This window comes from Streptomyces sp. NPDC045021 (assembly GCF_056432645.1).
The window spans coordinates 377,695-401,705 of sequence record NZ_JBWKIQ010000004.1 but is presented as its reverse complement, the minus strand read 5'-3'; the positions used below and the strand labels follow the sequence as shown (position 1 = coordinate 401,705).

Genomic DNA, 24,011 nt, shown 5'->3' with positions numbered 1-24,011 from the left:
CAGCATGGCCGGATCCGCCTTCTATCGTCAAGAGTCATTTGTTTTAGAAGTCAGGGTGATACAGCACCCCTCCGGCAGCGGGTCCATCGCCGCCGTCCAGTCCCCACCGCCGGCACACCCGGGAAGCAGTCCCTCGATGAAGGCCAGGTTCATTCCGCAGACGAGTGCAGGGAACTCGTCGGCCAGCGCATGGAACGGGCAGTTGTTCAGACGGACCGTGGCTCCGTCTTCGTACGGCTCGTAGCCTCGCGACCGCAGAGCCGCGACGGGATCGTCACCACTGTCCGGTTCGGCGCTCTCGGCGGCGCCGGCCGCCCGGGCTGCCGACTGCAGTTCTCGATCGAGTCCGGCACTCTCGACCACATTCGCGAGCAGTCGACCGACGGCATCGTAAGAGCGGGGCGGCAGCGACACCGCCCGCTCGCCCGGCGCCCGCAGGTACAACTTCGCCGGACGACCCGCCCCTGGTCCGCTGCGTCCGGACAGCCGCCGGTAGGAGACGGCCAGTAGACCTGCCTCGACGAGCTTGTCCAGGTGGAACGCGGCGAGTGAGCGGGAGATGCCGGCCGCCGCGGCCGCCGCGTCGCGGCCGACCGCACCCGGAGTCGCCACCACGTGCCGATACAGTGCGCGACGCACCGGGTCCGCCAGTACGCCGACGGCCTCGAAGACTTCATCCTCACTGTTCACGAGGCGATTCTATGACCAATGACCGCTACTACTAGTGCTGCGATGCATTGAGCTTTGCGGACCCAACGGCCACCAGCCGCCTGTGCGATGGTCCGGACCACAGCATTCCGCTATGGCTGGATCGTTACCATGGACTATGGGGACACGGGTGGCGTAGGTGGATATAGCGGACGACATCATTCTTGACGCGCCGATCAGGTGTCAGCATTCTGGCCACCTCCCCCCGCTCCACCCCACGTTCAGGTTGGTATGCCCATGCGCACCCTTCACCTGGCAGGCGCAGCGACCGCGGCCGCGGCCGCATCCCTGCTGCTCGCTCCGGTCGCCGTTGCCGCCCCTCCCGGCGACAACGGCACCATCAAGATCCACGACGCCAAGACGGACGAGGACCTCGTCAAGAACGAGCCGCACGTCTGCACGTTCTACCTCGACGCGTTCTTCTTCGACGGCCTGCAGCAGGCCGACTGGAAGATCGTCGAGATCCCTCCCACCGGCAAGAACCAGGAGGCGAAGACCGGAGCAATCACCCTTGACGGCAAGGGCCATGGACGCACCGGGGACATGAGCCTGCCGGACGGCCATTACAAGCTCAGCTGGAACTTCGACGGGGAGCACGGCAAGGCCAAGCAGAAGGTCTTCTGGACCGACTGCAAGGACGGCGGCACGCCGGGTGGCACGCCCACCGGCACGCCTACGGGCACGCCCACCGGTTCGGCAAGCCCGACCACGTCGCCTTCCTCCGGGACTCAGGCGCCGTCGACGGCTCCGACCACCGGGTCACCCGCCGTTTCCCCCACCGCCTCCGGTACTCCGGGCGACGGGACCCTCGCATCGACCGGCGCCTCCGTCGGCGGCCTGACTTTCGCTGCGGTACTCCTGCTCGGCGGCGGCACGGCCCTCGCGATGCGCCGTCGTAACGGACGGCACAACTGACGGTCGGCCAGCTGCCCGCGAAGGAGGGTCTGACCGAGCAATGGTCAGACCCTCCCTTGTTGTCTGTCACCGCCCAACGCCGTGTTTGACAGGCTCCAGAGTGGTATTCGAGCCGACGAAACGCCATTTTTGGCCGCCGTGGCTCGTTAATTCGGTTGCCCTGGCCTGTTAACGGGAGATCAATCCGCTCGTCGCATGTTGCGCAGGGGACCCCGTATCGGGACACAGCAACCAGGCGTAGACCGCTCTTCTTGCTCCCCACGCCCGTTTTGCCCGCAGAATCGACTCGGCCAGTTCAGATCTGCCGCAGACATGACAAGCGGCCATAGCCTCCCCGCGGCGGAGAGGAAGTTCCTCCCCGCCATGTTCGCAGCGAGGAGTGCCCATGCGCCGCCTGCCCCACTCCCCCCGTCTTATCCCGTCCAGGAACCGCTTGCTCGGTGCCGCTGCCACAATCGGCGCCCTGGCGCTGCTGCCGTTGCCCGGCGTAGCCGGCACGGTGACGGCTGCCGCCGCTCACCCGGCCGCAGCCACGGCTTGTTCGACCGACGACCAGAGCAACGCCGCCGCCCGCAAGATGAAGGGCGCCACCGGACATGAACCAGGCGAACTGACCGACGCCCAGGCCAAGGCCATGGACGCGGCACTTCAGCAACGCGTCGCCAAGCTGCGCGCCGAAGGCCGCAATCTCGCCCCTTCGGCGCTGGCTGCGACCACCGTCCCGGTCTACGTCCATGTCATTCACAGCGGTGCTGCCGGCAACCTGTCCTCGACCGACATCAGCCGACAGATGTCGGTCCTCAACGCCGCCTACAATGGCCAGGGCACGGGCAACGCCGCGAGCCCGTTCCAGTTCTCGCTGGCCGGCACGGACTACACCGACAACGCGAGCTGGTACAACGGCCTCACGCCCGGATCGTCGGCGGAGAAGTCGATGAAGACCACGCTGCGCAAGGGCGGTGCCAACGCCCTCAACCTCTACACGGCCAACCTCGGCCAGAGCCTGCTCGGCTGGGCGACCTTCCCCAGCTCCTACAAGTCCAACCCCAAGGACGACGGCGTCGTCATCCTCGACACCTCACTGCCCGGCGGCTCGGCCACCAACTACAACGAGGGTGACACCGCCACCCACGAGGTAGGTCACTGGTTCGGGCTCTACCACACCTTCCAGGGCGGCTGTAACGGCAACGGCGACTACGTCTCGGACACCCCCGCGGAGAAGAGCGCCGCCTACCAGTGCCCGACGGGCCGCGACACCTGCACGAACAAGCCCGGCGCGGACCCCATCCACAACTTCATGGACTACACCTACGACCCCTGCATGTACCAGTTCACGGCAGGCCAGGTGCAGCGCATGACGGACTCCTGGACCGCCTACCGGGCCGGCTGACCACATCCGCAAACACCCGGCCCGCTGCCAGGAAGCAACCGCGAAGTAGCAGCGCGAAGGCCCAGCTCGGGGAGTGATGTCCCGACCTGGGCCTTCCAACGTCCGTGGTCCGTGCCCGCGCAACCGTGAGGTCATGTGCGGCATTTGGGCAGGTATATGTGGCACCTTGCGCTCGCCGTCGAAGACCATCACACTGCACCCGTCCAACCGGCGGGCGACGTTGTGCCGGCTGGGTTGACGGTGTCGCCGGACGTGGTTCGGCGGAGTTCGGTACGCGTGGTCTGTGATGCCGCCGGGGTGCCGGCGGCTGCCCTGAGGGAGCTGATCGTGACGTTCTGGATCACAGCAACCGCACGGAGACCTTCCGGCACAAGCGTGGCTGCCCTTGTCGCCGTGCTGGGCCACCGACGTCGCCTGCCGACTCGACTCCCCCGCCGCCCGGGCGTTCCTGGCCTCGTTCGTCACTCTCCCCCGACAACGGCCTTTCGCCCCACAGACCATCGACCCACAGCCCATCGCCTCAGCAGCCGATCCGTGCCCGGCGCACGGCGGACACAGCCCTCCTCCCGGCTGTGACGCGAAGGCAGTCATCGAGGAGCGCCTGACGGCGGCAGCCGCGATCTCCCCAACAGGGAGCCGATCGACTGCCGAGGTCGAGAACCCGATCGACCACTATCCGAGGAGAACGACATGCAACTCCGCGCAAGGCTCATCGGCATAGGTGTCATGGCCATGACGGCAATCCCGTTCATGGTCTTTGGCTCCGCCGAAGCCTCGCAGACCGCGCCGCTGCCCGCACAGGCCACGGCACGCTCCTGCGCCACCGCCCAGGCCGGCTTCGCCTCCTGCAAGGCGATCCTCCGCACGGACATCGCCGCGGCCAAGGCGATAGCGCCCAACGCGACCCCGGCAGGCTATGGGCCGGCCGGCCTCCAGGGGGCCTACGCACTGCCATCGGCAACGGCAGGTGCGGGCCGCACGGTGGCGATCGTCGACGCATACGACGACCCGACCGCCGAGGCCGATCTCGCGGTCTACCGCAGCCAATTCGGACTTCCGGCCTGCACCACCGCCAACGGCTGCTTCAAGAAGATCGATCAGAACGGCGGCACCGCCTACCCGCGCAAGGACGGCGGTTGGGCCCAGGAGATCTCCCTCGACATCGACATGGTGTCCGCCATCTGCCCGAACTGCCACATCCTGCTCGTCGAAGCCAAGTCCGCGTCCTTCGCCAACCTGGGTGCGGCCGTGAACCGCGCCGCCGCAACTCCCGGCGTCGTGGCGATCAGCAACAGCTACGGCGGATCCGACGCCTCGGACGCCAACTACGGGAGCTACTACAACCACCCGGGCATAGCCGTCACGGCCAGCTCCGGCGACAGCGGATACGGTGCGAGCTACCCGGCGTCCTCGCACTATGTAACCGCCGTCGGCGGCACCACACTCAACACCGCCTCCAACGCGCGCGGCTGGAGTGAGACCGCCTGGAGCGGCGCGGGCAGCGGCTGCTCCGCCTACAACACCGCACTGACCGGAGCCTCCTCGTTCAACACCGGCTGCGCCAAGCGGGCCGAGGCCGACGTCTCCGCGGTCGCCAACCCCTCCACCGGTGTCGCGGTCTATGACAGCACCGCCTACCAGGGCAGTTCCGGCTGGATGGTCTTCGGCGGCACCAGCGTCTCCGCCCCGATCATCGGCTCGGTGTACGCGCTCGCCGGCAACACGGGCTCGATCGACAACAACTACCCGTACACCCACTCCGCCTCGCTGTGGGACGTCACCTCCGGAAGCAACGGCACGTGCCCGACCGTCCAGTGGTGCAACGCCCGTACCGGGTGGGACGGCCCCACCGGCCTGGGCACCCCCAATGGCATCGGCGCCTTCTGAACCACGCACTTATTCACCATCGCTCCGGGCCGGAGGGTCTCCACACCCTCCGGCCCGGTCGTCCGCCCGGTCACTTCCGAGGGGTGGGCGGCCCGGTCGGCCGAGAGGACGGCGGAGTCGGCGAGGCCGGGGACTTGCCGTGAGCAGCGGCCGTACCGAGCAGCCGTGCGCAGTAGGCGTCGACTTCGCTCTTGCCCCCGGCCGCCTTTTCGAGCCGGGCCTGGGAGCGAGATTCCAGGGTCTGACCGCGATCTGCGGCCTGGACGTACTTCTCGCACAGTCCCTTCAGGTCCGGGGCCGGCGAGGCGGCGGTAGTGGCCGCCGCAGCCGAGGAGGGTTGCGCGGTTGGCCGAGGCGTGTGGGACGAGCCGGTGGTCGCGGTAGGGCGGGGAGTGCCGCTCGGGTGGGGTGCGACACCGCTGTTGCCGGGGGCGGTGGCCGTGGACGGCACAGGACCCGAGGTGGAGCCACCGGGGTGGAGCGGCACGGGAAGGTGGCCGGTCTGCGCCGCGATGGCCACACCGCCGAGCACGAAGACCGCGGCCATGCCTCCGGCCAGAGTCTTCACGGGCCGCGATCTGAAGGTCCGGCGCCGGAGACCGCGACTGGGGCGCATGCCCCTGGCCGCCCTGAAGGCCGCCAGTGCCTCGTGTTCGCGCGCGCTGTCCACCGGGAGCGGCTTCGCCGCCACCGTGAGGAGTCGGGTGAGGTCGGCTGCGCGGCTGTCGGCTTCCGCGATGTCCTGTCCGCTGAGCAGCCGCTCCGCGACGGCCGCGTCCAGCCATCCATCGTCTTCTCGGAAGTCGTTCATTCGTCATTTCTCCCAGCGCCGTTGAGGCGCTCCGACAGGTATTTCAGACCCCGGTGGGACGCGGTTCGCACCGCACCCGGCCGCTTGCCCAGGACTTTCGCCGCCATCGGCCCATTGAGTCCGAGCACCACTCGCAGCAGCACGGCTTCGGCCTGCTCCTGGGGCAGTTCGGCGATCAGGGTCAGCGCGCGCTCGGTGGACAGGTTCTCCAGGACCACGCCCTCCGTGTCCTGCAAGGTCAGGGGCTCTTTGGTCCGTTCGTCGAACCCCGAGGTCCGGGGGCGGACCTTGATCCTTCGCAGGTGGTCCAGGGCGCGGTGCCGGGCTATGACCGCCGCCCAACCCCGGAAGCGCTGCCCGTCGCCGCGGAACCCGCCGAAATCGCGGACGATGTCGTGCCAGGCCTCCGAGGCGATGTCCTCGGCATCGTCACCGACCAGGCCGCGCAGGTACCCCAGAAGCATGGGATGGATCTCGCGGTAGACGATGCCGAAGGCGGCTTCGTCGCCACCACGGGCCTGAGCGACCGCATCACCCAGCTCCCCGTCATCCATCCTGCTGCGCCGGCGCACCTCCGCCTTGCCCACTACATTCCTCTTCGCGCTCGCCGACACCGTGCAACATCTTGATCCGCCGAAGGACGTCCTCCGACTCGCGGTAAGGCGGGCGTCACACCTGTGCCTGGCCCACCACCGCGAGATAGAAGAGACGCAAGCTGTCCTGCGCTCCGTTCTCGTACCGCTTGACCGCCTTCCCCAGCGGGTTCCACACCCGCCCGTCAGGAGTTCGGATCCCGAAGGGCTGACCGAATGTATCGCGCTGGTAGGCATCGAATTCCACCCAGACGGCTCTCGCGCCGCGTACCAGCACCTCTCCGGTGTATGCACCGAAGCCGAGGAGCGTCCGGGTCACCGCCTGGGCGGGCGGATTCTCCCGCCGAATGCCCTCGATGGTCCGGTCCACCAGCGCCAGACTCTGCGGCGAGTAGTCCAGCCCGATCCTGGATCCTTCCCGCACGATCGCCACGATGTCCGCTGCGAGACGAGGACCGAGTACGGCCCCCCGCGGGTTCCTCACGGGATTCTCCATCATGTCCCTCCGCTGGTCGGACTTTTCCTCGCGCACGTTTCGCGCGGCTCATACGGGGGGCGCATCACACCGCGAAAACGTCACACTGAGCGGAGCGCCCGTTCGCCGCAGCGGTATATGTCCGACATGTGCCGACCCTCGTCAACAAGCCACCGCGGCTTGTATGGTGCGCGACCGTGCACCCCACATCCGACACCGATACGACGGTCGACGTCTCCGCGCGCCACGCACGGCACAGTCATGCCGCCGCCCGGCCGGTGTTCCTCGACACCTCCGGACGTCGGCAGCGGCGGGTTCGGCGTATCGGGCGATTCCTGGCCATACCAGCCGCCGGGTACGTCGCGCTGCTGCTGAGTGCCGCCCTCGGCGGACCGAGCGTTTCCTCCCCGTACCTCCCGCTGCCCGAGGCCGGCGACCACCGGGGCGGCGTCTCCAGCCCCGGGCCGGGCGCGACAACCGCGGCCGGCCGCAAGCCGGCCGCCGTCACGGCAAGCCGCACGCCAGGCAGCGGCGAGTCCCGGGCATCCGTGACCAGCCCGCCTGCGACAGCCACCACTCCCGGCACGGCACTTTCGCCGAGCGCGTCTCCCAGTGCCCCGCAGACGACAGCCGCCCCGACCGCCACAGTCAGCCACGGCAAGAGCACGGCCACGCATCCTATTCCCACCCACACCAGCCGCGGTCACGGATAACCCCGGCAGCCGGCTCACCGCCGTGAAGAGAGCACCCCACCATGTCGCACGCCCCCGCCGCCTCCAACCGCGCCAGAAGACGCCGGGGACGCCGCGGCGTTGTCCGCTCCACACCGCTGCGCACCCACTGGCTGCTGATGACGGTGCTGGTCCTCACGCTCGGCGCCGCGCTCCTCATCCAGGGCTACACCCAGCACATGTTCGGTATCAGCGACGACGCGGCCCGTCCCGGTGGCAGCGCCGCAGGACAGGTGCCTGCTGCCATCGCTCACGGCGGCCCGGTGATCGACAGCGCGGCCGTTCCGGCCCGCACCGCCTGCCCTCGGGCGCACACCATCGCCCTCACCTTCGATGACGGCCCGGACCCGACGTGGACGCCGAAGATCCTGGACGCACTGCGCCGCCACCACGTCCACGCCACGTTCTTCGTCGTGGGCACTCAGGTCGCCGCCCACCCGGCGCTGGTGCGGCGCATCCTCGCCGAGGGGCACGAGATCGGCATCCACACCTTCACCCACGCCGACCTCGGGAAGATCCCGGTCTGGCAGCGCACGCTGGAACTGCGCGAAGCCCAACTCGCCCTGGCCGGAGCCACCGGACACACCAGCTCGCTGCTGAGGCCCCCGTACTCCTCCGTCAACGACGCGCTCAGCGACCGGGACTGGGATGCCGTCCGGACCGCCGGCGACGACGGTTACCTGACCGTGCTGACCACTCAGGACAGCGAGGACTGGCAGCGCCCCGGCGTCGACCGGATCGTCGCCAACGCCACCCCGCGCGGAAGCGCGGGCCAGATTCTGCTCATGCACGATGCGGGCGGCGACCGCTCCCAGAGCGTGGCCGCCCTGGACCGGCTGCTCCCCCTGATGGCTGCCCGCGGATTCACCGTGACCACGGTCGGCGACGCCTTCGGGATTCCTCAGGCCATGAGTCCGGCAGCCGAGAAGGACCACTGGCTGGGCATCGGTCTCATCGGGACTCTGGACGGCAGCGCCGGGGCACTGAGGTTGCTCGGCTGGCTGCTGTACGCGGCAGGTGGGCTCGCCGTGTTGCGTGCCATCGCCGTGCTCATCGCCGCCCGGCGGCACGTCCGGCAACGAGACATGGGGTGGGGGCCACGGGTCACCGCCCCCGTCAGCGTCATCGTGCCCGCCTACAACGAGAGCGCGGGCATCGAGGCAGCGGTCCGCTCGCTGCTCGCCTCCGACCACCCCGTTGAGATCATCGTGGTCGACGACGGCTCCACCGACGGCACCGCCGACCTGGTGGAGTCACTGCGCCTTCCCTATGTGCGGGTCATCCGGCAGCGGAACGCGGGCAAGCCGGCCGCCCTCAACACCGGGATCGCGGCCGCCTCATACGAACTGCTGGTCATGGTCGACGGCGATACCGTCTTCGAACCGGACGCCGTCCGCATGCTGGTGCAGCCGTTCGCCGATTCCCGGATCGGAGCGGTCTCCGGCAATGCCAAGGTGATCAACCGCGGTGGGCTGCTCGGCCGCTGGCAGCACATCGAATACGTCGTCGGCTTCAACCTCGACCGCCGGCTGTTCGACCTGGCCGAATGCATGCCGACCGTGCCGGGAGCCGTCGGCGCGTTCCGCCGCTCCGCGCTCCTGCGTATCGACGGGGTCAGCGAGGACACCCTCGCCGAGGACACCGACCTCACCATGGCGCTGTGCCGCGAGGGCTGGCGGGTGGTCTACCAGGAGGACGCCATCGCCTGGACCGAGGCGCCTGCCTCCCTGCGTGCGCTCTGGCGACAGCGCTATCGCTGGTGCTACGGCACCCTGCAAGCAATGTGGAAGCATCGCGGCGCTCTGGTGCAGACCGGCGCGGCGGGCAAGCTGGGCCGCCGCGGTCTGATGTACCTGCTGCTCTTCCAGGTTCTGCTGCCCCTGCTCGCCCCGGTCGTCGACATTTTCGCTATCTACGGCCTGGTCTTCCTGGACCCTGTCCGCATCCTGGTCATCTGGCTCGGCTTCCTCGCGCTGCAGACCGCAATGGCTCTGTACGCGTTCCGCCTGGACGGCGAACGACCGGGAGCCCTGTGGAGCCTGCCCCTGCAACAGTTCGTCTACCGGCAGTTGATGTACCTCGTCGTCATCCAGTCGGTGGCGACCGCGATTGCCGGATCGCGGCTGCGCTGGCAGCGCATGGAGCGCTACGGCAGCCTCCAGATCCCCGCGCCCTCACCACACCCTGTGGCCGCGCCCGTGGCAACCGGCACGGCTGATTCATGGACGCAGGAGACCGGCACCGATGTCAGCGCGAGCGACGTTCACTGGGGACGCGGGACAGAGTGGTGAGTTGCCCGGGTGTCAGCCAGATGGTTGCTGCCGCAACCGGTCCCACTCTCGTCAGCGCCCGGCGAGGGTGAAGGCCGAGTTCACGAGGGCGACGTGAGTGAAGGCCTGCGGGGTGTTGCCCAGTTGCCGTTGCGCCACCGGGTCCCATTCCTCGGAGAACAGGCCCAGGTCGTTGCCGAGCGCCAGCACCCGTGCGAAGAGCTCACGGGCCTCGTCCCGGCGGCCGACGGCGACCAGCGCGTCAACGAGCCAGAAGGAGCAGGCGAGGAAGGCGCCTTCCTCCCCTGGTAGTCCGTCCGAGGCCGGGGCGACGCTACTGCCCGGTCCCGAGTAGCGCCGCACGAAGCCGCCGTGGTCCAGCTCCGTCCGTACGGCGTCGACGGTACGGACCACCCGCGGATCGTCCGGCGGCAGGAAGCCGGTCTTGACGATGAACAGCGCGCTGGCGTCCAGTTCCCGGCTGCCGTACTGCTGGGCGAACACCCCGCGCGCGGTGTCGTACCCGTGCGTGCAGACCTCGGCGTGCACGGCGTCGCGCTGGACCCGCCAGCGGTCCACCGGCGCCGGCAGGCCGGTGGTCTCGGCCATCTTGACGGCGCGGTCGAACGCGACCCAGGCCATGACCTTGGAGTGTACGAAGTTCCGCCGCCCGCACCGGACTTCCCAGAGGCCCTCGTCGGGATCCTGCCAGTGGTTCTCCAGGAAGACCATGAGCGTTCGGAGCAGACTCCAGACCTGCCGCTCCATCGGGATACCAGCCATCAGCGCCAGATGCAGCGTGTCGACCACCTCGCCGTAGACGTCCAGCTGGAACTGGTCCACCGCGGCGTTGCCGAGCCGGACCGGGGACGAGCCCTCGTATCCGGGGAGCCAGTCGGCGTCGGTCTCGATCAGCCGGCGCTCGCCGGCGACGCCGTACATCGTCTGCAGATCCGCGGGGTCGCCGGCGATGGCGCGCACCAGCCACTGCCGCCAGGCCGCCGCCTCCTCGCGGAAGCCGCCGCGCAGCAGCGCGGACAGCGTCATGCTGGAGTCCCGCAACCAGCAGAAGCGGTAGTCCCAGTTGCGCGACCCCCCGATCCACTCGGGGAGCGAGGTGGTCGGCGAGGCGACGATGCCGCCGGTCGGGGCGTACACGAGGGCTTTGAGGGTGATGAGCGACCGGCGTACGACCTGTTCCCACTCCCCTTCGTACCGGCACTTCGCCGTCCACCGCTGCCAACCCTCGGTCGTCTGCAGGAGCGCCTTCTCCGCATCGGTCACCTGACAGGTACGCAGGTGCGAGGGCTGCCAGGTGAGGACGGCAGGGACCCGGTCACCCGCCTGTACGGTGAAGTCGGAGCGCGTGCAGCCGTCCTCTCCGAAGGTGTGCACCCCGCGCGGCACCCGGAGCCAGACCGCGTCCGGGCCGGCCACGGCGACACGGTGGTGGTCGGTGCGGCGCACCCACGGCATGATCCGGCCGTAATTGAAGCGCAACCGAAGTTCCCCCCGCATCGGCACGCTGCCGCTGATGCCTTCGACGATGCGTACCAGCCTGGGGGCGCGGTCGCGCCGCGGCATGAAGTCGAGGACCCGGACGGAGCCGGTGGGGGTCTCCCAGATCGATTCCAGGACCAGGGTGTCGTTCCGGTAGCCGCGACTGGTGCACTGCGCGGCGTTGGCCGGGGCGAGCCGCCAGTGGCCGTGCCCCTCGTTGCCCAGGAGGGCCGCGAACGCGGCGGGCGAGTCGAAGCGGGGCAGACAGAGCCAGTCGACCGATCCGTCCCTGCCGACCAGGGCGGCCGTCTCCAGGTCGCCGATGATCGCGTAGTCCTCGATGCGTCCGGTCATGGTGGGACCATTGTCCGGCGACCGGACCGGGACCCGCGAGCCGACCGGACGGGGCGCTGCACGCCGTGGGCTCCGGTTGCGGGGTTGATCTTCTGAGCAGACAATTGTTTCGAGCTCTGTCTCCTGCGAGCGGAAGGGGCGGACCGTGGAGCGACCTTCGTGGGTGCCTCCAGGAACGGACGTGGAGCATCCCAACGCGGCGCGCATCTATGACTACTTCCTGGGCGGCTCGCACAATTTCCCCGCCGACCGCGCTGTGGCCCGCAAGGCCATCGAGCTCTGGCCGGACCTGCCACTGATCATGCGGGCCAACCGGGCCTTTCTGCGCCGCGCGGTCCAGTACCTCGCCGGGACGGGCATCACGCGTTTCCTCGACCTCGGTTCCGGAATCCCGACGTATGGCGCGGTGCACGAGGTGGTGCGGGAGATCCAACCCGATGCCCGGGTGGTCTATGTGGACCAGGATCCGGTGGCGGTGGCGCACAGCCGGTTGCTGGTGGGGCGCGATCCGAACGTGGCGGTCGTCCAGGCGGACCTGAGGAATCCCAGGGACCTGCTCGCCCGCACCGCCGTCGCGGAGTTGCTGAGCCCGGCGGAACCGGTGGCCGTACTGATGGTCGCGGTGCTGCACTTCATCTCGGACGAGGACGACCCGGGCGCGATCCTCGCCGTACTGCGCGATGCCGTACCACCGGGCAGCATGCTGGCACTGTCCCACGCGGCGCTGGAGGGCCGCCCCGATCAGGCCGGCCCGCACCAGGAGCTCTACGCCCGGACGCCCAACCCCCTGACGATGCGCTCCCGGCAGCAGATCACCGCGTTCTTCGACGGGTTCGAACTCCTGGAGCCCGGGGTGGTCTACCTCCCCGAATGGCGGCCCGAGGTCCCTGAGTCGGTCGGGCCCCACCCCGAACGGATGACCGGCCTGGCAGGTCTGGGGCGTCGGCTGTGAACGCTCCGATCACGGAGCACGGAAGTTCCGCGGACCGCTTCGACGAAGCCTGGGCCCACATGCTGCAGGACGGACAGGGCATCGCGATGCACCCCGGCATCCGCCGGCAGCTCGCGGCCAGGACCACCGGTCTGCTCCACAGATGCTGGCGGGACGACGCCTCCGGCACCCTCCCGGCCGAGGAGGCCGGGCGGTTGCTCGTCGACGCGCACTTCACCGATCCCGCGGTGCTGGCCCGCGCGGTGCGACTGCTGCAGGAAAAGGCTCCGAACGGCCGGGGGCCCGCCGTAGCCGGCGCATTCGCCGCGGGGTGGGCGGAGGCTCTGCGAGAGCGCACGCTCCGTGACCAGGAGGAGATCCGGCTCGCCGTGGACACCGCCAGACTCGTCGCGGAGCGCTCCATGCGCGAGACGGAGGCCCGCTTCCGCGCGCTGTTCGAGAACGCCGCGATCGGTATCGGAATCGGCGACCTGGAGGGCAACATCCTGGAGGTCAACCGGGCGCTGCTCGACCTCTTCGGCGCATCCGTGGAAGAGTTGCGCAGCCGCCGCGTCAACGAGCTCGTGCACCCGGAGGACGCGCCCAGAACCTGGGACGCCTACCGCGAACTCATCAGGGGAGAGAGGGAGCACTTCGAGTGCGACAAGCCCTACTACCGCCGGGACGGCGAAGTCGTCTGGACCCATCTGACCGTCTCGCTGATCCGTGACGAGGAGCAGATTCCGCGCTACCAGGTGGCCATGCTGGAGGACATCACCGACCGGTACCGGCTGGAGGAACGGCTCCGGCACCAGGCCACCCACGACATGCTGACCGACCTGCCCAACCGCGAGGCCTTCATCGAGCGGCTGGAGGGGCTCTTCGAGGCCCCGGAACCCGGCGCCCGGTTCGCCCTGTGCTACCTCGACCTGGACGGGTTCAAGTTCGTGAACGACAGCCTGGGCCACGTGACCGGCGATGAGTTGCTGGCCGCGGTGGCACGCCGCCTGGAGTCCGCGATCAGTCCGCTGGGCCATCTCGTGGCGCGGGTGGGCGGCGACGAGTTCGTGATGCTGCTCGAGAACTGCACCGGGGAGCACCAGGCGGTGTCCGTGGCGAAGACGGCACTGGCGGCGCTCGACGAACCGCTCCAGGTCGGGGACCGCCAGCTGACCGTCGGGGCGAGCGTCGGCATCCTGCAGCACCTGGTCGCCAACACCACCCCCGAGGCGGCGGTGCGCGCCGCCGACCTGACGCTGTACCGGGCCAAGGAAGCGGGCCGCGGCCGGTGGACGCTCTTCGACTCCGATCACCTCGCCCGCGAGGTCACCCGCTACGCGGTGTCGGTACGGCTGCCGATGGCATTGGACCGGGGCGAGTTCTTCATCGACTACCAGCCGCTGTGCGCGCTGCCCGACGGGTCGCTGACCGCGGTGGAGGCGCTCGTACGCTGGCGGCATCCGGACTTCGGTGTGCTGGGCCCCGATGAATTCATCGATGCCGCCGAGCAGACCGGAGTGATCACGAAGCTGGGCCGCTGGGTCCTGGAGCATGCCTGCGCCCAGGCTGCCGAGTGGGTCGCCGACTTCGGCCCGGCAGCTCCGATGATCAACGTCAACCTCTCCGTCCACCAGGCCCGTGACGCCGCGTTGCCGGCCGACATCCGCAGGATCCTGCGGGACACCGGGCTCCACCCGGAACACCTCGAACTGGAGATCACCGAGAGCGCGGTGGCGGGCCCCGCCGACGATTCGCTGCAGACGATGCGCAAACTCGCGGACCTGGGGGTCGCCCTCACCATTGACGATTTCGGCACCGGCTGGTCGAACCTCGGGTACCTCACAGAACTGCCGGTCTCCGGGCTGAAGATCGCGGGATCCTTCATTCCCAAGAAGGACCAACGAGTGGGATGGCGGATCGTCCAGGGGCTGGTGTCCCTCGCGAGGGCACTCGGCCTCACGGTCACTGCGGAGGGCGTCGAGACGGTCGCGCACGCGGAGCGGTTGGGGGCCATGGGGTGCAACCGGGCGCAGGGGTGGCTGTTCGGCAAACCCGTACGGCCGGAGGAGATCAGGACTCGGATCGCCGCGGAAGCGGTTCGCCGCGAAAGCCGCCGCATGGCTACGGGTCGCGATGAAGAAAGTCAGCATTAGTACATTTAGCAGACTCCCCGAATTGGTCTTGACTCTCCTCAAGGATGAAGCAAGGCTTGGACTTTGGCACCGCTTCGCGGGCAGCGCATTTGCCAGTCGATCGGATGGCAGTCGATCGGATGGCGCCTTCTCCGGCGCCTGAGAGCCACGGCGGCATCGTTCCACCGCCGCCGATCCCAACGCTCTCGCCTCGAGGTCGCGCCCCGTTGTCGTACCGGGCACGCCTCTTCAGTCAGGTCAGTCAGGGCGCGCCCGTTGACCGGGAGGACCAGTCGGCAGGGCACGCCCATTGCCTCCGGAAAGAGGCAGCGGTGATGAGCACGAACGTGTCTCCAGAGATACGACGCGCGCGCTACCGGGCGGTCGCCCCATGCGTCGCCCGACCGACCTCTGCTACGGATTCTGTGCTTTCCGGCGCACTTTCCTCAGCCAACCCGACCTGCACTCCCCCGGCCCCGAAATCGACACCGAGATGATCACCCACACACTGCGCTCGGGACTCCGCATCGCCAAAGTCCCGAGCCTCGAACTTCCCCGTCGCAGTGGGCGCTCGCACCCGCACACCGTCGCCGACGGCCGCCGGGTCCTGCGGACTCTGGTCTCCGAGCGCCCTGGCGCCAGGCCTGCGTCACCGCTTGCCCAGGGGGAGTGATGAACGGCTCCGACCGGCGCGCCATGACGGCCTGCCCCTGGATCGCCGCCCGCTACTCGCTGTACACCCGCGTCCGCGTCGTCGCGCTGGACCTGGAGACGCCCGATGAGCTGCGCTCACCTGGGGGTTCCGGACCGGTCGTGCCGGACTGCCGCGTGTGGGCGTTGGTGCGGCTGCACGGGCACCCGCTCGGACTGGCGAACGCCATCGGCGAACCCGGCGATCGGGCCGGGAAGCGCCGGGCGCCGGGCGCTGCCGCTCATCGTGAACTCGCCACCGGCACGGCTCCGACCATCACCGCCAGCCGCGCGCCGACGGCACCGCCGACGGGGAGCCGGCAGGCCCCGTTGGGCGCTGAAGAGACCGGATCATGACTCCCGTCTGCGTCTTCCTCTACCACTCCGTCTCGCGTGACCCGCCCGGGTGGATCGCCCCGTACACGGTCGCCCCGGACGACTTCGCGGAGCAGCTCGACCGGATCGCCGAGAGCGGCCGCACCGTGGTGCCCCTGTCGCGGCTGGTCTCGGCGCAACGCGGCGGTGTTCAGTTGCCGCCGCGTTGCGCTGTCCTGACCTTCGACGACGGCTTCGCCGACTTCTACTGGACGGTGGCCCCGCAGCTGACCGCCCGCGGGCTGCCCTCCACGCTCTATGTCACCACCGGTGCCGTCCACACTCCGGGAGCCGACTGCGACGGCAGCCTGCTGCCGCCCGCACCGATGCTGACCTGGCGTCAGATAGCCACTCTCGACGCGTTTGGCGTCGATATCGGCGGGCACAGCCTCACCCATCCGCAACTGGACACGCTGCCCGCCGCGCGGGTACGCCACGAGGTCGCGGACAGTAAGCGACGACTGGAGGACGTACTGGGCCACCGGGTGTCCGCGTTCGCCTACCCGCACGGTTACTCCAGCGCCATGGTCCGCCGCGAGGTCCGTGAGGCCGGCTGGACGTCGGCGGCCGCAGCGGGGAACGCCTTCAGCTCGCCCACGGACGACCCGCTGCGCATCGCCCGTCTGATGGTCAGGGCCGACACCCCGCGGGAGCTCTTCCGCCGGTGGACCGAGGGGGAAGGGGCTCCCGTGGCGCCGTTCCGCGAGGGGGCGAGGACCAGGAGCTGGCGGTTGTACCGGCGCGTGCGGGCCGCGCTCGGGCAGCCGGTCGGCGGTCCGCCCGTGAGCTGAGTTCGGGCCAGGACTGTCGGTCGGCGGCGCACCGGAGCGCTGCAACCACCCCTGACGGCCGCCGGACTTCAGCGGTCGGCCGATTCAGGCCCGGCGGCGTTCTCCCGGACCTTCCTCCGGTACCGGCAGCGACTTGGGCATGCCGGCCCGGTGGGCCAACGCCACTGCGGCCACCGAGGAGTGAACGTCGAGTTTTATCATCAGGTTCTGGACGTGCGTACGCACCGTGTTCGTCGACAGGAAGAGATGCCGCCCGATCTCCGCCCGGCTCATCCCCGCGGAGAGGCAGCCCAGCACCTCGCGCTCGCGCGCGGTGAGGTTGGCCAGCCGCCCGGCGTCCTCCTCCATCCCGTCATGCACGGTCGCCAGCTCAGCGAGCACGCGGGTGAGCAGGCGGGGCGGGATCCAGGTCTCGCCTCGCTGCACGCCCCTGATGACGGCGAGCAGATGCTGCATGGAACTGTCCTTGGGAACCCAGCCGCGGACACCGGCACGGATCGCGGCACAGGCGAGATCGTCCGTCCTGGTGCCGTCGCTGAGCACGATGAGCGGAACGGCCAGTTGGCCGGGCCAGGGAGACGGAACCGCGAGTCTGTCGGACGAGGCCACCAGGCCGATGTCCGCCACAACCACGTCCGCGCGGCCTTCCGCCGCCGCTCGGCAGGCCGCCTTCATCCCGGTCACCGAGCTGCCGACCATTCCCACCTGTCGCAACCCCAGCGCGAGTACCTCAGCGACCGAGCGGCGTCGGTCGGCCACGACGACCCGGATCTCGCCAGCCATGCTTCTGAGGTTGCCACCGAAAGGTCCACCGTGCCAGCCGCGGAACCCGGGCAGCAAGGATCGTGTCCGGGTGATCGGTGGACTCGGCCGCATTCCCTTAGTTCCTTGGAGCGCGATTGTCAAGCGTGTAAAATATGCCGGTATGTGCGTGTGTTGCACCTGGATGCAGTAGCAAGAGGGTTTGCCAGGACGCCTCATTCCGCTCCGCATTCCGCTGTTCGCGGCGCCGGCGCGTGCGCGACAGGGAAAGGCATTCGTCATGACCACTCCGCGCGCAGGGAAAATCGTTGTCGCTGACGCCAGCCGCTTGCACGCCGAGGCGCTGGCGCTGGCGCTGTCCAGCCACGGTCACCGGGTCCGGGCCACGGCCACCACGTGGAACGGCCTGCTGCGGGCCGTTTCGGTATGCCGCCCCGACATCTGCATCCTCGACCTGCAGGTCATGGACGGACGTACGTTCGACGCGATCAACCTCATCCGCGCCTGTGAACCGAAGATCAGGATCGTCGTGCTCTCCCGGGCGATGGACCCCGACTCGGTGACGGCCGCGATCGAGGCGGGCGTGGTCGGCTATCTGGGCAAGGACAAGAGCATCGACCAACTGGACCGTGCGCTGCGGCGCGTGGAGGCCGGAGGCCTGTTCATCGAACCCACGCTCGCCCACGAGGTGCTACGGCGCGTGCGCCGCCGTTCGGATGGCGCCGAGCCGCTGCGCTGGCTCACCCAGCGGGAGCGTGAGGTCCTTCGGCGGCTCACCGAAGGTGACGACACCACTGAGATCGCGCGCGAGCTGAGCATGACCACCAACACAGCGCGTACCCACGTACAGAACGTCCTCGACAAGCTCGGTGTGCACTCCCGGCTGGAGGCCATCGCGCTGGCCCATCAGGTGGGTGCCGAGCAACGGAGCGAGTGACGCGGCCCTCCCCCATGGTCAGTGCACGGTGGGGGCCAGCAGGTCACTGGTACCGTACCGCGCGATCCATTCCGCGAGGCGATCGGTGCTCATCGCCTTCCAGAGCGCGGGCGCTCGGCTCGGATCCAGGGTGAGCGCGGACTGACCCTGCATCGTCACGAAATGCCCGAACGGCGGCCGGATGAAGTTGACATCACCGGACCCCAGGTCGCGCAGCCCCAGCACCAGGTCGCGCAGTTCGCTGTTGGAGAGCTGGTCGTCGACGCTGACCGCTTTCGCGGTCGCGTCGAGCAGGCGGCTGGTCGTGAACGGGTCGAACAGCGAGACCTTGCCGAGCGACTTGGTCATCAGGGAACGCAGGAAGTTCTGCTGCCGGGCGATTCGGTCCAGATCGCCGTTGGGCAGCCCGTACCGCTGCCGCACATAGGCCAGCGCGGTCGTCCCGTCCATGACGTAGGTGCCGGCGGTCCACTGGCGCTGCTGTTGGGAGTCGTGGGAGTTGTCGGGGATGGTGATGCTGACGCCACCGACCGCGTTGGTCAGCGAGGTGAACCCGCTCCAGTCGATTGCGCCGAAGTGGTCGATGCGGATGCCGGTGTACTGCTCCACGGTCTGGATCAGCAGCGGGGGTCCACCCCAGGAGAACGAGGCGTTGATCTTCGCCGAGCCGTGGCCGGGGATCGAAACCCAGGTGTCGCGCGGGATCGAGACCAGATACGCCTTCTTACGGTCGGTCGTCAGGTGCAGCAGCATGATCGTGTCGGTGCGCTGCGCGCCGTAGCTCCACAGTGGCTTGCCGGCCCCGTTGCCCGTGGTGGGCAGGTCGGAGCGGGCGTCCAGGCCCACCAGCAGGAAGGTCAACGACTTGCCGGCCTCCGGGGGCTTCACCGGCCGCTGGGAGTCGGGCACGTTGGGCAGTGCGCCCGCGATCCGCGGCACCTGGCCGGCGTAGTGGTTGGTGCCCCACAGCACGGCACCCAGGCCCGCCAGCACCAACGCGATCAGTGCGGCCAGGGCCGACAGGAGGATGTGACGCCGGCGCCGGCGCCGCTTGTCGGCGAGCTCCTGCGGGCTGAGTGGTTCCTTGGTTGTCTTCATCAGAAGTCGTCCGGGTAGGGGGCCGCTGACACGAGCTGCCGACCGGTTGCGGGCTCGGGGGTCAGCCGGGGATCAGGGAAGGCGGGCAGCAACCGGGCCAACCGGCGGCGTACGTCGGCGCTGTCGTCCCGCCGGGCGGCGGCATAGAGCGCCGGGAGCTCCCGGCGGACGGCGGACGGATCGTGCGGCGTGCACGGAGCGGCGGCGTCAATCCGGGGGTGAGCAGTCGGCAGCCGGCGCTCCTCCACGGAGAAGAGGGTCTCGTCGAGCTTCTCGCCCGGGCGCAGGCCGGTGAAACGGATATCCAGATGACCGGCGTTCATCTGCTCGGCATACCGCTCGACCAGGTCCAGGACCCGCACCGGCTCGCCCATGTCGAGGACGAATACCTCTCCGCCCGAGGCCAGCCGAGCGGCTTCCAGAACCAGTCCGGCGGCCTCCTCGATCGTCATGAAGAACCGCGTCATGTCCGGATGGGTCACCGTCAGGGGCAGGTCCGAACGCAGTTGGGCGGCGAGCACGTCGAGCAGGGAGCCTCGGCTGCCCAGCACGTTGCCGAAGCGCACGGCGGCGAAGATCGTCGAAGCGGCCTGGCGGGCCTGCACGATCAGCTCGGCCAGCCGCTTCGTGGCGCCGAGCACCGAGATCGGGTCGGCCGCCTTGTCGGTGGAGATCAGGATGAACCGCTCGACCTCGAACTTCACTGCGACCTGAACCAGTTGGTCGGTTCCGAGCACGTTCGACTTCACGCCCTCACACGGATTGTGTTCGAGCATCGGGAGGTGCTTGTGGGCGGCGGCGTGGAAGACCACCTCGGGGCGGAGTCGGTCGAACACGTGCTCAAGGCGGTCGCGGTCGCGGATGTCGGAGATCACCACGTCCTCGTCGTCGAGGGCCTCGCCGTAGAGCTCGAGCTGCAGGCGGTGGAGGTTCGACTCGTCGTGGTCGAGCAGGAAGAGCCGGCTCGGCTCAAATCCATAGACCTGGCGGCAGAGTTCGCTGCCGATCGAGCCGCCCGCCCCGGTCACCAGGACCCGTCGCCCGGCGATGATCCGCCGGGCCTCCGACCCGGCCACATGGACCTCTTGGCGGCCGATCAGCTGATTGACGTCCAGGGTGCGCATGTCGCCGCCGACAACATCGCGGCGCAGTGCGGCGATGAAGGTGGGCAGATAGCGCACGCTCGCTCCGGTCGCCGTCGCGGCGGCGGTGACCTGGCGGAAGCGCTGCGGGGTCAGGCCCGGGATCGCCACCACGACAACCTCGACCCGGTGGGCCACGACGACCGACTCGGTCTGATCCAGGTCGCCCAGAAGCGGAATTGTGCTGTTGCCGGCCTTCGCCTGGTCGTCGTCCAGGAAGCCCACCGGGTCGAGGCCGAACTCCGGTACCCGGAGCAGGTCACGGGCCAGCGCCCAGCCGGCCTCACCCGCTCCGACGATGAGTGTGCGCAGGCCGGGACGCTGGGCAGGGGTGGTGGTCGGGGAGATCGGCATGACGGATCAGACTCCGGACGATGCGACGGTTGAGCGGCCGGCGAGCTGGACGAGCGCCGCGCAGACCCGGTCGACCTGGCTCTCGCTGAGGCCGGGGTGCAGGGGCAGCGACAGCAGCCGCGGGAAGAGTGTGTCGGCTCCGGGCAGGCCGCCCGGCGGGCGCAGCGCAGTGCGCCGGAAGTACCCGAGTTGGTGCAGCGGGATGAAGTGCACGGAGCTGCCGATACCGCGCTCGGCCAGCCGCACGACCAACTCGTCGCGGGACATGCCGAACTCGGGCCCGACGTGGACCACGTACAGATGCCAGGCATGCCGGCCGTCGGCCGGCTCGCCCGGCAGGCCCAGCCCGGGTACCCCCCGCAGGCGGGCGGTGTACCGGGCGGCGAGGACTTCGCGACGGCGCTGCCAGTCGCCGAGGTGGCGCAACTGCGCGCGCCCGATGGCGGCCTGCAGGTCGGTCATGTTGGCCTTCAGCCCGTCCTCCTCCACGGCGTACTGCCAGGAGCCGCCCGGCAGATTGCGGCGCCAGGAGTCTGCGGACATCCCGTGCAGCCTGGCGCGGCGGATCCGATCGGCGAGATCCCGGTCCTCGGTTGTCACCATTCCGCCTTCGCCGATCGGCAGGTTCTTGGTGGCGTAGAAACTGAAGCAGGTGGCCCGCGACAGGGCGCCCACCGGCCGCCCGTCGATCGAGGTGCCGAGGGCGTGCGCGGCGTCCTCCACGACCCGGTGCAGCGGCAGCCCGGCGGCCTCGGCCAGCGCGGACAGCGGTGCGGGGGCCCCGCCGAAATGCATGACCATCATCGCGCCGGGACGGCTGCCGACGGCCTGCACGGCCCGCACGGTGGTGTCCGGGGACGGCATCCCGGTCGCCGGGTCGACGTCCACGAGCAGTGGCCGAAGGCCCGCGTGCAGTACGGCCTGGCCGGCACCGCAGAAGGTCAGCGTCGGCATCAGGACGATCGCGCCGGGCGACAGCCGCATGGCCCGCAACGAGAGTTCCAGTGCGGCGGTGCACGAACTCACCGCCACGGCATACCGCGCTCCCACCTGCTGGGCGAACTCCCGCTCGAACAGCCCCGTCTGCGGCCCGGAGGTCACCCACCCCGACGCCAGCACCTGCTGCGCGGCCGCCCGCGCCTCCGCGCAGATCTCGGTCCGTGCGAACGGGACGGGTGGGGGCAGCGTGGTGGAGGCGGAAGCCGAGACGGCGAATGCCCTGTCGGGGGTCGGCGGGTACGCCGACACGCCACCCTGGTGGGAGGTCGAGACGCTCATGGAGAACTCCTCGCGGTCAGTCATGACAGCCCTTCGGGTGGGGCGCGCTCGCCCCCGAGGGATCGCACCCAGTACTGCGAAACCTAGGCAGGTGCGGGTCGGACGGGATCCGATCGCAGGACGACTTCTGCTACGCCAGCTGCGGATCGACCCACCGGGTCGACGGATGACGTAGGGACGGTCGGTCCTTTGCGGGTGGCCTCCCGCCGTACGGCTGAGGAGGATGCGACAGAGGGGCTTACCGCTCCATGTCGAACGGTTGTGGTCTGCCGGGGACGCTCGTCGTCGCCACAGCACACCGGAGGAATGCGATGGACCTCAGGTTGTACATGCGGCTCTTCCGCAGGCGCTGGCTCGTGATCTTGTTGATCACCGCGCTGGGCGCGGCGGCGGCCGTCGCCGTGGCTCGCACGCACACCTCGACCTACACGGCCAAGGTGGGGATGTTCGTCTCCGTGACGAACCCGGGCGCGGACCCCGGTCAGGCCTACCAGGGGACGCTGCTCGCTCAACAGCGCGCGAAGTCCTACACCACCCTGCTGACCGATGACCACGTACTCAGGAAACTCATCGACCAGCTGGATCTGCCGTACTCCGTGGGCGCGCTCAGGAGTGAGATCGGTGCGACGAACCCGGACGACACGGCCGTCATCAACGTGACGGTGAAGGACCCGTCCGCGCAGCGGGCGATGGCCATCGCCAGTACGTACGGTTCGATCTTCCCCGATTTCGCAGCCACGCTCGAGGCTGCGCCCGGCAACGGCCAGACGCCTGTACCGACCGTGACCACACTGGCACCGAGCGAACTGGTACCTCAGCGGCAGGCGTCGCACACCGTGCTCGACGCGGCGCTCGGCGCAGTGGCGGGTCTGGTCCTGGGTGTCTGCTGGGCGGTGGTCCGCGAGGTCACCGACACCCGGATACGTGACGCCGAAGACGCTGCTCGCGCCTGCGGCGCCCCGGTGCTCGGGCTGCTTCCCGGCGGGGCAGCGGGGCTGGGAGAACCGCTCCTGTCGAACGGCCGGCGCCACCCTTCGACCGTCGAGGCCTTCCGGCGGCTGGGAGTGAACATCCAGTTGCTCGGGCCGAAACCCGAACCGCTGGCTTTCGTGGTGACAGGGCCCAGCGGCGGAGAGGGTGCGACCATGACGGCGGTCGACCTGGCCATCAGCTTCGCTGAAGGCGGTGACCGGGTGGTCCTGGTGGACACAGACCTCTGGCGGCCGGGCCTGAGCGCTCTGCTGGGGCTGCTGCCGGCCGCGGGGCTGAGGGACGTGCTGGCGGAGCGGACGCCGCTGGAAGGGGCGCTGCAGCAGTGGCGGGAGGGACTGCCGCTGCAGGTGCTCACCAGTGGCCCCCCGGCACCGGGAACGCGCGAAGTTCTCAGGGAACAGCGCATCGCCGCACTCAGCCGTGAACTCGGCCGCCGAGCGGACGTGGTGATCTTCGCCGCGCCACCGCTGCTACTGAAGACCGATGCCGTGATCCTGGCCCGTGCCGTGGGGCAGGCCCTGCTCGTGGCGAGGACCAGGGCCACCCGCAGCCCGGACCTCGCGGAAGCCGTCAGCTACCTGCACACGGCCGGCGTGGCGGTCCTGGGCGTCGTCCTGAACGGTCCGGCCCGCCGCCGAGGACATCGGCGAAGCGGTGCCGCCGCGCCGAAGAAGTCCAAGTCGCGCGGGGCCGATCGCCCTGCCGATGGCGCCTTCGGCAAGGCGTTCACGCTGGTCCGGGGACCCGACGAGCCGGGAACGCAGTCGGCGTCCGGGGCGCTCCGCGACGACCCCGGCCAGGCGCGGGCCCAGGCATCGGCGGCGGTCCCGGGCTCCTCCGATCCGACGCAAGCGCGCTGGACCGACGAGGGGCCGACCTCTTAGGGAGCTGAGC

Annotated in this window: 20 protein-coding genes; 11 read left to right on the top strand and 9 right to left on the bottom strand. The window is 69.6% G+C overall.

The window, feature by feature from the left end; translation table 11 throughout:
* Window positions 1-27: 27 nt before the first annotated feature.
* Window positions 28-690 (bottom strand): helix-turn-helix transcriptional regulator, encoded by a 663-nt coding sequence (locus tag AC07DC_RS16005; RefSeq protein WP_478914993.1) that lies wholly within the window; start codon window positions 688-690, stop codon window positions 28-30.
* Window positions 691-945: 255 nt separating this feature from the next.
* Here AC07DC_RS16005 and AC07DC_RS16000 point away from each other — a divergent pair, with 255 nt between their 5' ends.
* The 3 genes from AC07DC_RS16000 to AC07DC_RS15990 all read left to right on the top strand — a co-directional run bounded on the left by AC07DC_RS16000 (window position 946) and on the right by AC07DC_RS15990 (window position 4,900).
* Window positions 946-1,623, top strand: a complete 678-nt coding sequence (locus tag AC07DC_RS16000) for a hypothetical protein (RefSeq protein ID WP_478914992.1) — start codon at window positions 946-948, stop codon at window positions 1,621-1,623.
* A gap of 385 nt (window positions 1,624-2,008) precedes the next feature.
* Window positions 2,009-3,013, top strand: a complete 1,005-nt coding sequence (locus AC07DC_RS15995; protein ID WP_478914991.1) for a zinc metalloprotease — start codon at window positions 2,009-2,011, stop codon at window positions 3,011-3,013.
* Window positions 3,014-3,703: 690 nt separating this feature from the next.
* Window positions 3,704-4,900: a S53 family peptidase gene (locus tag AC07DC_RS15990; RefSeq protein WP_478914990.1), complete on the top strand. Its 1,197-nt coding sequence runs from the start codon at window positions 3,704-3,706 to the stop codon at window positions 4,898-4,900.
* 70 nt (window positions 4,901-4,970) lie between these two features.
* On the opposite strand, the gene AC07DC_RS15985 is transcribed toward AC07DC_RS15990, so the two are convergent.
* The 3 genes from AC07DC_RS15985 to AC07DC_RS15975 form a co-directional block, all read right to left on the bottom strand.
* Entirely contained in the window at window positions 4,971-5,711 is a 741-nt protein-coding gene (locus AC07DC_RS15985; RefSeq protein ID WP_478914989.1) for a hypothetical protein, read from the bottom strand.
* Window positions 5,708-6,298 carry an RNA polymerase sigma factor gene (locus tag AC07DC_RS15980; RefSeq protein ID WP_478914988.1) on the bottom strand — a complete coding sequence of 197 codons (591 nt, stop codon included), beginning with the start codon at window positions 6,296-6,298 and terminating at the stop codon, window positions 5,708-5,710. Before AC07DC_RS15980 ends, AC07DC_RS15985 begins: the two co-directional genes overlap by 4 nt.
* An 82-nt stretch (window positions 6,299-6,380) precedes the next feature.
* Window positions 6,381-6,728, bottom strand: a complete 348-nt coding sequence (locus tag AC07DC_RS15975; protein WP_478914987.1) for a hypothetical protein — start codon at window positions 6,726-6,728, stop codon at window positions 6,381-6,383.
* 248 nt (window positions 6,729-6,976) lie between these two features.
* Here AC07DC_RS15975 and AC07DC_RS15970 point away from each other — a divergent pair, with 248 nt between their 5' ends.
* Together AC07DC_RS15970 and AC07DC_RS15965 are read left to right on the top strand one after the other, a co-directional pair.
* Window positions 6,977-7,492 (top strand): hypothetical protein, encoded by a 516-nt coding sequence (locus AC07DC_RS15970; protein WP_478914986.1) that lies wholly within the window; start codon window positions 6,977-6,979, stop codon window positions 7,490-7,492.
* A gap of 41 nt (window positions 7,493-7,533) precedes the next feature.
* A complete protein-coding gene (locus AC07DC_RS15965) occupies window positions 7,534-9,801 on the top strand; it encodes a bifunctional polysaccharide deacetylase/glycosyltransferase family 2 protein (protein WP_478914985.1) in 2,268 nt (755 codons plus the stop codon).
* Window positions 9,802-9,852: 51 nt separating this feature from the next.
* Here the strand turns inward: AC07DC_RS15965 and AC07DC_RS15960 are convergent, their stop codons facing one another.
* Window positions 9,853-11,634 (bottom strand): glycoside hydrolase family 15 protein, encoded by a 1,782-nt coding sequence (locus tag AC07DC_RS15960; protein ID WP_478914984.1) that lies wholly within the window; start codon window positions 11,632-11,634, stop codon window positions 9,853-9,855.
* A gap of 145 nt (window positions 11,635-11,779) precedes the next feature.
* Between AC07DC_RS15960 and AC07DC_RS15955 the strand changes: the two genes are divergently transcribed.
* The 4 genes from AC07DC_RS15955 to AC07DC_RS15940 all read left to right on the top strand — a co-directional run bounded on the left by AC07DC_RS15955 (window position 11,780) and on the right by AC07DC_RS15940 (window position 16,553).
* Entirely contained in the window at window positions 11,780-12,586 is an 807-nt protein-coding gene (locus AC07DC_RS15955) for an SAM-dependent methyltransferase (protein ID WP_478914983.1), read from the top strand.
* Window positions 12,583-14,718, top strand: a complete 2,136-nt coding sequence (locus AC07DC_RS15950; protein ID WP_478914982.1) for a putative bifunctional diguanylate cyclase/phosphodiesterase — start codon at window positions 12,583-12,585, stop codon at window positions 14,716-14,718. The genes AC07DC_RS15955 and AC07DC_RS15950 overlap by 4 nt, the downstream gene beginning before the upstream one ends.
* 651 nt (window positions 14,719-15,369) lie before the next feature.
* Window positions 15,370-15,744, top strand: coding sequence for a hypothetical protein (locus AC07DC_RS15945; RefSeq protein WP_478914981.1), 375 nt, complete (start codon window positions 15,370-15,372; stop codon window positions 15,742-15,744).
* Window positions 15,741-16,553, top strand: coding sequence for a polysaccharide deacetylase family protein (locus AC07DC_RS15940; protein WP_478914980.1), 813 nt, complete (start codon window positions 15,741-15,743; stop codon window positions 16,551-16,553). Before AC07DC_RS15945 ends, AC07DC_RS15940 begins: the two co-directional genes overlap by 4 nt.
* An 84-nt stretch (window positions 16,554-16,637) precedes the next feature.
* Here the strand turns inward: AC07DC_RS15940 and AC07DC_RS15935 are convergent, their stop codons facing one another.
* Window positions 16,638-17,336: a response regulator transcription factor gene (locus AC07DC_RS15935; protein ID WP_478914979.1), complete on the bottom strand. Its 699-nt coding sequence runs from the start codon at window positions 17,334-17,336 to the stop codon at window positions 16,638-16,640.
* 259 nt (window positions 17,337-17,595) lie between these two features.
* Between AC07DC_RS15935 and AC07DC_RS15930 the strand changes: the two genes are divergently transcribed.
* Complete coding sequence (locus AC07DC_RS15930) at window positions 17,596-18,252, top strand: LuxR C-terminal-related transcriptional regulator (protein WP_478914978.1); 657 nt, start codon at window positions 17,596-17,598, stop codon at window positions 18,250-18,252.
* Between the two features lie 18 nt (window positions 18,253-18,270).
* Here AC07DC_RS15930 and AC07DC_RS15925 read toward each other — a convergent pair whose 3' ends face one another.
* Genes AC07DC_RS15925 through AC07DC_RS15915 form a run of 3 tightly spaced genes read right to left on the bottom strand, consistent with a single transcriptional unit; the run spans window position 18,271 to window position 22,124 of the window.
* Window positions 18,271-19,350 carry an LCP family protein gene (locus tag AC07DC_RS15925; RefSeq protein ID WP_478914977.1) on the bottom strand — a complete coding sequence of 360 codons (1,080 nt, stop codon included), beginning with the start codon at window positions 19,348-19,350 and terminating at the stop codon, window positions 18,271-18,273.
* Window positions 19,350-20,846 carry a polysaccharide biosynthesis protein gene (locus tag AC07DC_RS15920; RefSeq protein WP_478914976.1) on the bottom strand — a complete coding sequence of 499 codons (1,497 nt, stop codon included), beginning with the start codon at window positions 20,844-20,846 and terminating at the stop codon, window positions 19,350-19,352. The genes AC07DC_RS15925 and AC07DC_RS15920 overlap by 1 nt, the downstream gene beginning before the upstream one ends.
* Window positions 20,847-20,852: 6 nt before the next feature.
* Window positions 20,853-22,124, bottom strand: a complete 1,272-nt coding sequence (locus AC07DC_RS15915; protein WP_478914975.1) for a DegT/DnrJ/EryC1/StrS family aminotransferase — start codon at window positions 22,122-22,124, stop codon at window positions 20,853-20,855.
* 311 nt (window positions 22,125-22,435) lie between these two features.
* Between AC07DC_RS15915 and AC07DC_RS15910 the strand changes: the two genes are divergently transcribed.
* Complete coding sequence (locus tag AC07DC_RS15910) at window positions 22,436-24,001, top strand: tyrosine-protein kinase domain-containing protein (protein WP_478914974.1); 1,566 nt, start codon at window positions 22,436-22,438, stop codon at window positions 23,999-24,001.
* The last annotated feature ends 10 nt before the right edge of the window (window positions 24,002-24,011 follow it).